Below are 7,573 nucleotides of genomic sequence, written 5' to 3' on the forward strand. Positions count from 1 at the left end.
TGCCCCTCCTCGTCGGCATCTCCGCCGGCAACACCCACGACAGCGAAGGGCTGAAGCCCATGGTGACGGGTCACCAAACGAGACACGACCCCCACTGCGGCCGCCATTTCAAGCCCCAGCGCCTCCACGCCGACAAAGCCTACGACCGCCCGACCTGCGCCGATGGCTTCGCGGCAAGCGCATCGGAGTCCGCATCGCCCGCAAGGGCATCGAGTCCAGCGAACGCTTAGGGCGGCGGAGGTGGGTGATCGAGCGCACGATGTCGTGGCTGTCCGGCTATCGCAGACTCAGCCCTCGCTACGAGCGCCATCCCCGCAACTACCTGGCATTTCTCGGACTTGCCGCCGCCCTCAGCCGCGCCAAACTGTTCGCGATAGGCATCAGTGAAGCTTTCATCACGGCGGCGGCCGTGCCACGGCGGCCATCCCACCGTGTTATGGGACCCTACTGGATCCTTCAGACATCACCCCTTCTCGGCAGTGGATTTCGCGGGCATCCAGGAGGCGTTGCCGGGTTGCATGACTTCAGCCTAACCCGTCTGGTTTGATCATCAGAAATTGGCAGTGCAGGTGGGGTCGGTGGGAGCGCTGGCCTGTGCGAGCAGGTCGGTGCGGTCAACGGGTGTGCCCAGGCGCCAGATCCCGGCGATATCCCGGCTATTAAGGATATTCTGGTCGGGGTTGCCGGTGACGAGCAGAAGGTCGGCGAGTTTGCCTTCCTTGATTCTTCCGCGGTCTTTCAGACCGAACGCGTCGGCCACCTTGTAGGTCGCGGCTCGAAGCGCCTGGAGCGGGCTCACGCCAGCATCGACGAGCATCTCCATCTCGCGGTGCATCCCGGCGCCGTTAGAGACGCCGGGGTTGCCGGCATCGGTGCCGGCAAGAATCGGCACTCCCGCTGCTTTGAGCTGGGTGACGTTGTTCTTCGCGTCCGAGTAGTCCCATCGATCTCCGAAGCCAGCAGGAGGGAAGCCGACGAGGATGAACTGGTTGGCTGGGGACAGCCACGGGTTGATGCGGACGTCGCTTAGCTCGTCGGCCCCGAGCGAGACGCTGTCACTAGCTCTCAGCACGTCCAGGGTAGGGGACATAAAAACGCCGTGGTTCACCATCAAGTTGATGAAGTTCCGATCGATTGACTGGACCGGAACGTGTGCGAGCACATCGACACCAGCCTTGACTACGGCTTTGGCATCTTCGAGTTGTGTGACATGCGCCACGACCTGGAGGTCTTTCTTATGGGCCTCCCTGACAATCGCCTCGACAATCTCGATTGACATCTTGGGGACAAGGTTTTCTTGGAACATCGCCATATCATCGACGATGATCTTGATGTGGTGGGCTCCCTCGTCGATGCGAGCCTGGATCCAGTCCGGAGCCTGAGACGCATCCGACAGCAGCGGGATCGTGCCGAAGATTTCGGGTGGGAATTCAGTGCCGTGACTTCCCGCAACAGTTGCCCAATAGCCGGATGGAATCATATCAGCGCGATTGACCTCGGGGCCAGCACATCTGACGTAGTCGCGGACGCCGGGGTTCTCGCCGACGCTGACCACTGTCGTTACGCCGAAGAGCAACGCGTCTTTCATGTTGCGGACAGTACCCATGTGCGCGTGCGCGTCGATCAGGCCGGGAATGAGGGTTTTCCCTTCGCCGTCGATGACCGTGGCACTGGGAGGTGGTGGGGTCTTGTGATGTACGTCGATCTTCTCGATGTGATCACCGTCGACTAGAACATCGGCTTTGCTTAGGAGGTCCATTCCGTCAAAGACCCGTACATCATCGAAGAAGATCTTCGATCCACTGTCAGCGGAACTGCTCGCCATAGCACAAAGACTGCTACTCAGCGCAATGAACATTGTCGCGCCGATCGCCCTAGTCTTGCCAATTTTCATACGACTTCCTTTTGGCCTTTTTTGCATGTCCGGAATGAGGTCATACCAAACCAGGTAATCAGCACCTAGATCGCGTAGAAACGCGGCGGCCCCACCTCCTCCACAAATGGCCGACGGGTCATCGAACGGAGGCGACGATAGCCGGAGTGTCGACTGAGAGTGTGCACCTCGGTGTTGTGCTTCGACGCGCACCACGCTGATCGGAGTCAATACTCCACGCCACTGCCAGTCTTGTCGCCAGCGAGCCGGGTACATACGCGAAAACGTGTGTCTCCTCCCCCCTCCCCACCGGGTTATCGCCGCAACCACCTCACCTTGAAGCTTCAACGCTGAAAACCCTCACTGATCGAGCAGTTCCGCGTCCTGTACAGCCCGGGGGCCGGCTGGGTGCGCGGGTGCAGAAGGCGGCTTGGGAGGCCTTGAGCACTTCACACGCCCGTTTGACGCTGTGACTTGCCTGTCTAACGCTCCATGAACGAGTGCACCGTCACCGGGCTTCCTTTACGAAGGGAGCCATGGCCCGCTTGAAGGTCTCCACGTCCTTGCGTAGTCGGCGGTCTTCCAGCAGCAGGGCCAGTGCTCTCCGCCAAGCACATCAAGCCCACAGGCCACAGGCACGGTTACCGGACCCGTTGGCTATGTTCTCGCTGGTCACGATGCGCTCTTCCATGATCGGAGTTACATCGTTTTTTCTTACAGTCCCAAAAGGGCGTGTCGCGCTCCCTGCATTTGTTCAGCTCACACCGTGGGCGAAGAGGTGTCCAACGGCGGGAGGGCGTGGGCGAGTTGAGTGCGAGTGGTGATGCCGAGCTTTCGGTAGGTGGCAGAGAGGTGGACTTCGACGGTTTTGGGCGTGATGAAGAGTTGCTGGGCGATTTGGCGGTTGGTAGCACCGGTTGCGGCGAGGTCGGCGATGCGTCGTTCGCTGGCGGTGAGGGCGTCAGGGCCAGTGAGGGCAGTGGTGTGGGGTCGGCTGCCAGCGGCGGCTAGTTCGACGCGGATTTGTTCGACCAACAGGCTGGCTCCGCAGCGGGTGGCAAGGTCGAGGGCTTGGCGTAGGGGCTGCCGGGCTTCAGTACGCCGGTTGGTTCGGCGCAAAGCAGCGCCATAGTCAGCAAGCGCCTTGGCATGCTCCAACTGGGCTAGGGAGTCGTGCAGGACATCGACGGCTTTCTTCAATAGGGCAAGGCCTGGAGCGCCGGGGGTGAGCACTCCGGTAACGCGCAGGGCGCGGCCCAGGGCACGCGGAGCGCCCCACCGGCGGGCAAGGCTGAGGTCTTCAGCGGCGAGGGCGCGGGCCTCGTCCGTACGGTCTAGGGCGTGAAGTGCCAGGGCTGCTTCGGTGCGCCAACCAACCGTGGCGGGGTTGTGGATGTCGTAGTCTTGGCAGACTTGCCGGGCGCGGAGCGCGCTGTCATAGGCGGCCTGAGGCTGGCCGCGCAGGCGTTGCAAGTGGGCAAGGCAAGTCAACGCGAAGTGGGCGGGTCCCGGCGGGCAGGCAGTGGCAGTGACCCCGATATCGGTCAGGATCTCTTCGGCCTGCTTGAGCTGTCCTTTTTCAGTCAGGATCGAGGCCAGGAACACTCGGGTAAAGAGGCGGGCAATCTTTGCGCGGGCAACTTCCCCAAGTCGCACAGCTTCACGGGCAGCGGACTCTGCGTCAGCCAGCTGACCGCGCCGCAGCCAGCCGTACGCATAGTAAGTGAAGGCCGGCCCCAGCGCATGAATGGAGCCGCGTTCGTGGGCGAGGGTCAGTGCGGTCTGGATGCTGGTCATGGCCAAGTCGTCGTCCGCGTCTAGCAGGGCGAACCAGCCGCCATGCACGTTGAGGTCACCGTTTGCCTCGTGCAGCAAAGAGTGATCAGCCAACGCTTGACGGGCGTGGGAGACCGCGGCTGGGTCGGCGAGTGCCAATTGGCGCCAGGCGATCGCGCAGTGGAGCAGACGGGCCGCAGCACTGTCGGTTGCCGATCCAACAAGCTCGCACAGCTGGGGCAAACTGATCAAGACGTCAGTGTGACCAGGCACGACCAGAGTTGCGGCTGACAAGCGGAGAGCTTGCAGGCGCAGCCGGTGTTCAGTTGCTTCGCTGGGGAGCTGCGCCACAGCATCGGACCACAACCGCATGCCTCGCTCCGCGTCCATAAGAAAGAGATAGGCCATGCCCAGAAGAGTGGCGACCTCGGCGCGCTGGTAGGGATCGGTGAGTTGGTCGTAGGCCTGCTGTAGGTGCCCGACTGCGGCTGCGTAGTCAATCAGGAGCCCGCTCATCCCGGCGCGGATCAGGACCTCCATCCGCTGACCGACTTCCGGTGGTTCCTGCAGGGCCCGGTTGAGATAGGTGTGAGCGCTGCCCGGAGCACCGCGCCCTACCGCCGCGCCAGCGGCCATTTGCAGCAACTCTACGACTTGTCCGTCCCCTTCTGGGGGGACCCGCAAGAGGTGCGCAGCCACCCGCTCTGGATCCGCACCCGCTTGAGCCAGCAGTGACGCTGCACGACGATGCGCCGCGAGCTGGTCTGCCAAGTCCATGGAACCATCAACCGCACTTCGCACTAGCGGGTGCACGAACCCCACCCGCAGTTGCTGCTCAACCTCGTCGCACTGCAGAACCTCCAGCCGTTCAAGGGCCGCAACCCCCTCCAACGCCAGCACCATGTCCTGCTCCGCCACCGCAGCCACCAACGCTACCTCCGCGCCGTCCCCCACCACCGCCGCCGCCTGGGCCAGTACCACCGTCGCCTGAGGCAACCGCGCCATCCGTACTGCCACCAGACGTGCCACCGCCTCTGACGCCAATACTTCCAAATCCCCTGCATTCTGGACGCTGCCCTGCAACCCCTGCGCCATCACGGTGCGGGCTAGCTCCCGCAGCAACAACGGATTGCCACCCGTGGCCTGGTGGCATGCCGCTGCGAACCCCTCATCCACTTCGGCGGACGCCAATGCCTCCCTCAGCAAACACCCTGTCGCCCCACCGCTGAGCGGGCGCGGCCACAGCACCTGCGCCACCGGATCCTGCGTGATCTGTAGCAGCAAGTCCTCATCGGCAACCTCCTCGCCTGAACGCAGCCCTACAACCAAGAGCACAGACAGATCCGTCAGCCGTGGCAGCAAATGCGCCAAAAACCGCAGCGAGGCCGCATCACACCACTGCAGATCATCTACTAAAACCAGCAGTGGCCGCTCCTGACAGGCATTGGCTGTTAGCCAGAACAATCCGTGCAATACCGCAAAATCTCCCACTGCCTCCCCCGACCCCGCGGGAGCAAACACCTGCCGAGCCTGCACCGCAGGACCGGCCCACAGCCCCTCCCCCTCCACCCCCGCTGACGACGCCGCCAAGGGCTCGAACAGTTGCCGCACCACTCCGAACGCAAAATCCTGCTCCAACTGCGTCCCCCGCGCCGACACCGCAACGCACCCTGCTTCCCGAGCCAACCCCCGCGCCTCCGCCAACAGACGCGACTTCCCTACCCCCGCCCCACCCTCCACGACCACCATGCCACCGACGCCCTGTTCAACATCCTTCACCGCGGTCGCGAGCACAGCAGACTCCTGCTCCCGCTCCCACAACCCCAGCTCCATTGCCATCCACCCCTTTGACGACTCAGTGCATGTACAGCGACGGATCCCAGGAGGGCATTTTATCCCTTAAGTGCCGACGGGGCATGTTAGACGGCGCCCAAACTAGGTCTTAGATGTCGTGTTCACCTGGACTGCCCGTGTATTAGCGATTTTCGGACTGCCGGGTTGTGGTGCTCGTGCTGCTGGAGATGCGGGTTGGTTCGTGCTGGTCGGGTGGGGTGGCAGGAGGGTTGGGAAGTGGCTTGTGCCTGTCTCATCCCAGGATGCCCGGCCTTTGACGTCGCGTGCTTCCGATTTCATCGCTGTGCGCCTGGGCGCCCTCGGGCTGCGGCGGTAAGCCGGAAGCATGCCGCCGCGACGCCCGTACCCGAGTGATCGTCCGACGCTCGCTGCGAGTTTGATCGAGCCGGTCCTTGTGGCCTGGCGCTTCGAGCGCCGCGGCAGAGCCCTGGACTTCGGCCGGCCACCGGAACACGACCTGCGCGAAATCATGGACGCGATCTTGTACGTGGACCGCACCGGCGTTCAGTGGCGCTGCCTCCCGCACGATTTTCCGCACTGGAACACGGTCTACGGCTGCTTCGCCAAGTGGGCCGACGAGGGTGTGTTCGCCCAACTCATCGGCCTGCTCCGGCAGCTCCTACGAGAGAAGGAGGGGCGGCACGCCGAGCCGTCGGCCTGTGTCATCGACGCGCAGAGCGTCAAGACCTCTACCAGCGTCCCCGCCGCCGGCCAGGGTATCGACGCCGGGAAGAAGATCGTGGGCAGGAAGCGGAACATCGTCACCGACACACTTGGACTCCTGCTTGCCGTGGTGGTCACTGCGGCGAGCGTGCAGGACTCCACCGCCGGTGCCCGGCTCTTGGACCAAGTCGCCGCTGACCACCCTCACATCCGCAAGGTGTGAGTCGACGGCGGCTACCGTCAGCACCTCGTCGAGCATGCCGCCACCCTCGGCATCGACATGGAAATCAACGCCCGCAAGCCCGGGACCAAGGGTTTCACCCCTATACCGAAGCGGTGGGCGGTCGAACGACCTACGGCTGGCTCATGCTGCACCGCCGCCTGGCCCGCGACTACGAAACCCGGCCCACCCGCTCCGAAGCCATGATCCACATCGCCATGACCGACCTGACGGCCCGCCGCCTCACCAGCGAGAACACCATCTCCTGGCGCGACCCGACACCCCAGACCAAACACCAAATTCCGGGATGAAACAACAAGAGAAAACGACCTCTACTGTAAGATCGTGTCTTATGTGGTGAGGCGGACGAGTGGTTGTAGCGCACAGGGCGGCAGCGAGGGGGAGAAAGGCCAGGTAGGTGCGGGGCTGGGGTTCGTAGTGGGGGCCTGAGTCTGCGGTAGCCGGACAGCCACGAGATCGTTCGCTCGATGACCCACCTGCGCCGGGCCAGTCGTTGGCTGGACTCGATGCCTTTGCGGGCGATGCGCACGCCGATGCGCCTACCTCGCACCCATTTCCGCAGGTGAGAGATGTCGTAGGCCTTGTCGGCGTAGAGACGCCGGGGCTTGAAGTACCGGCGACCGGCCACGGTGGGGGTCGTGTCTCGTTCGGTGACCCTGGATCATGGGCTTGAGGGCGAGACTGTCGTGGGTGTTGGCGGCCGAGAGGCCGACGAGAAGGGGCAGTCCGTTCGCGTCCGACAGGACGGGCATCGTGGAACCCGGCTTACCCCGGTCCACGGGACTCGGACCTTGTGAGTTCGCCCCTTTTTTCGCCCTCACATGAGCGGAGTCGAGGACCGCTCGGGAGAGGTCGAGCAGGCCAGCGTCGTCCAAGCGGTGCAGGATTTCCTCGTGCAACCGGCCCCACACACCCTCCCGCGACCAGATCAGGAACCGGCGATGCGTGGTCGATTTCGATATGCCGAAACACGGCGGCAAAGCCCGCCAGGCGCACCCGCTGACCAGCACGTAGATGATCGCCGCGAACAGCGTCTCATCAGACGTGTCCTGCGTCCCGCCGCCCTGCGGACGCACCCTCGACGGCGGGATCAGCGGCTCGGCGATCTCCCACAACCCGTCCGGAACAATCCAACGCCACCTACCCCGCCCCATGAACAGTCCAAC

2 protein-coding genes and 3 pseudogenes are annotated in these 7,573 nt (G+C 63.6%); 2 read left to right on the forward strand and 3 right to left on the reverse strand.

Features of this window, described 5'->3' with window-relative positions; genetic code table 11:
• Positions 1-352 (forward strand): annotated as a pseudogene (locus ACZ4NT_RS38305) (transposase); the annotation flags it as partial.
• Positions 353-550: 198 nt separating this feature from the next.
• Here the strand turns inward: ACZ4NT_RS38305 and ACZ4NT_RS38310 are convergent.
• Positions 551-1,894 carry an amidohydrolase family protein gene (locus ACZ4NT_RS38310; protein ID WP_467730045.1) on the reverse strand — a complete coding sequence of 448 codons (1,344 nt, stop codon included), beginning with the start codon at positions 1,892-1,894 and terminating at the stop codon, positions 551-553.
• A 738-nt stretch (positions 1,895-2,632) separates the two neighbouring features.
• The gene (locus ACZ4NT_RS38315; protein WP_467730047.1) at positions 2,633-5,488 is read right to left on the reverse strand and encodes a helix-turn-helix transcriptional regulator; all 2,856 of its coding nucleotides are present in this window, start codon (positions 5,486-5,488) and stop codon (positions 2,633-2,635) included.
• A 340-nt stretch (positions 5,489-5,828) separates the two neighbouring features.
• Between ACZ4NT_RS38315 and ACZ4NT_RS38320 the strand changes: the two are divergent.
• Positions 5,829-6,697 (forward strand): annotated as a pseudogene (locus ACZ4NT_RS38320) (IS5 family transposase).
• Positions 6,698-6,736: 39 nt separating this feature from the next.
• Here ACZ4NT_RS38320 and ACZ4NT_RS38325 read toward each other — a convergent pair.
• Positions 6,737-7,561 (reverse strand): annotated as a pseudogene (locus tag ACZ4NT_RS38325) (IS5 family transposase).
• Positions 7,562-7,573: the final 12 nt, after the last annotated feature.

It is taken from the genome of Streptomyces sp. NPDC026417 (assembly GCF_055567695.1).

Coding starts and splice junctions, on each gene's coding strand:
- ACZ4NT_RS38310 (WP_467730045.1), bottom strand. CDS start 1,894: ATGAAAATTGGCAAGACTAGGGCGATCGGCGCGACAATGTTCATTGCG.
- ACZ4NT_RS38315 (WP_467730047.1), bottom strand. CDS start 5,488: ATGGCAATGGAGCTGGGGTTGTGGGAGCGGGAGCAGGAGTCTGCTGTG.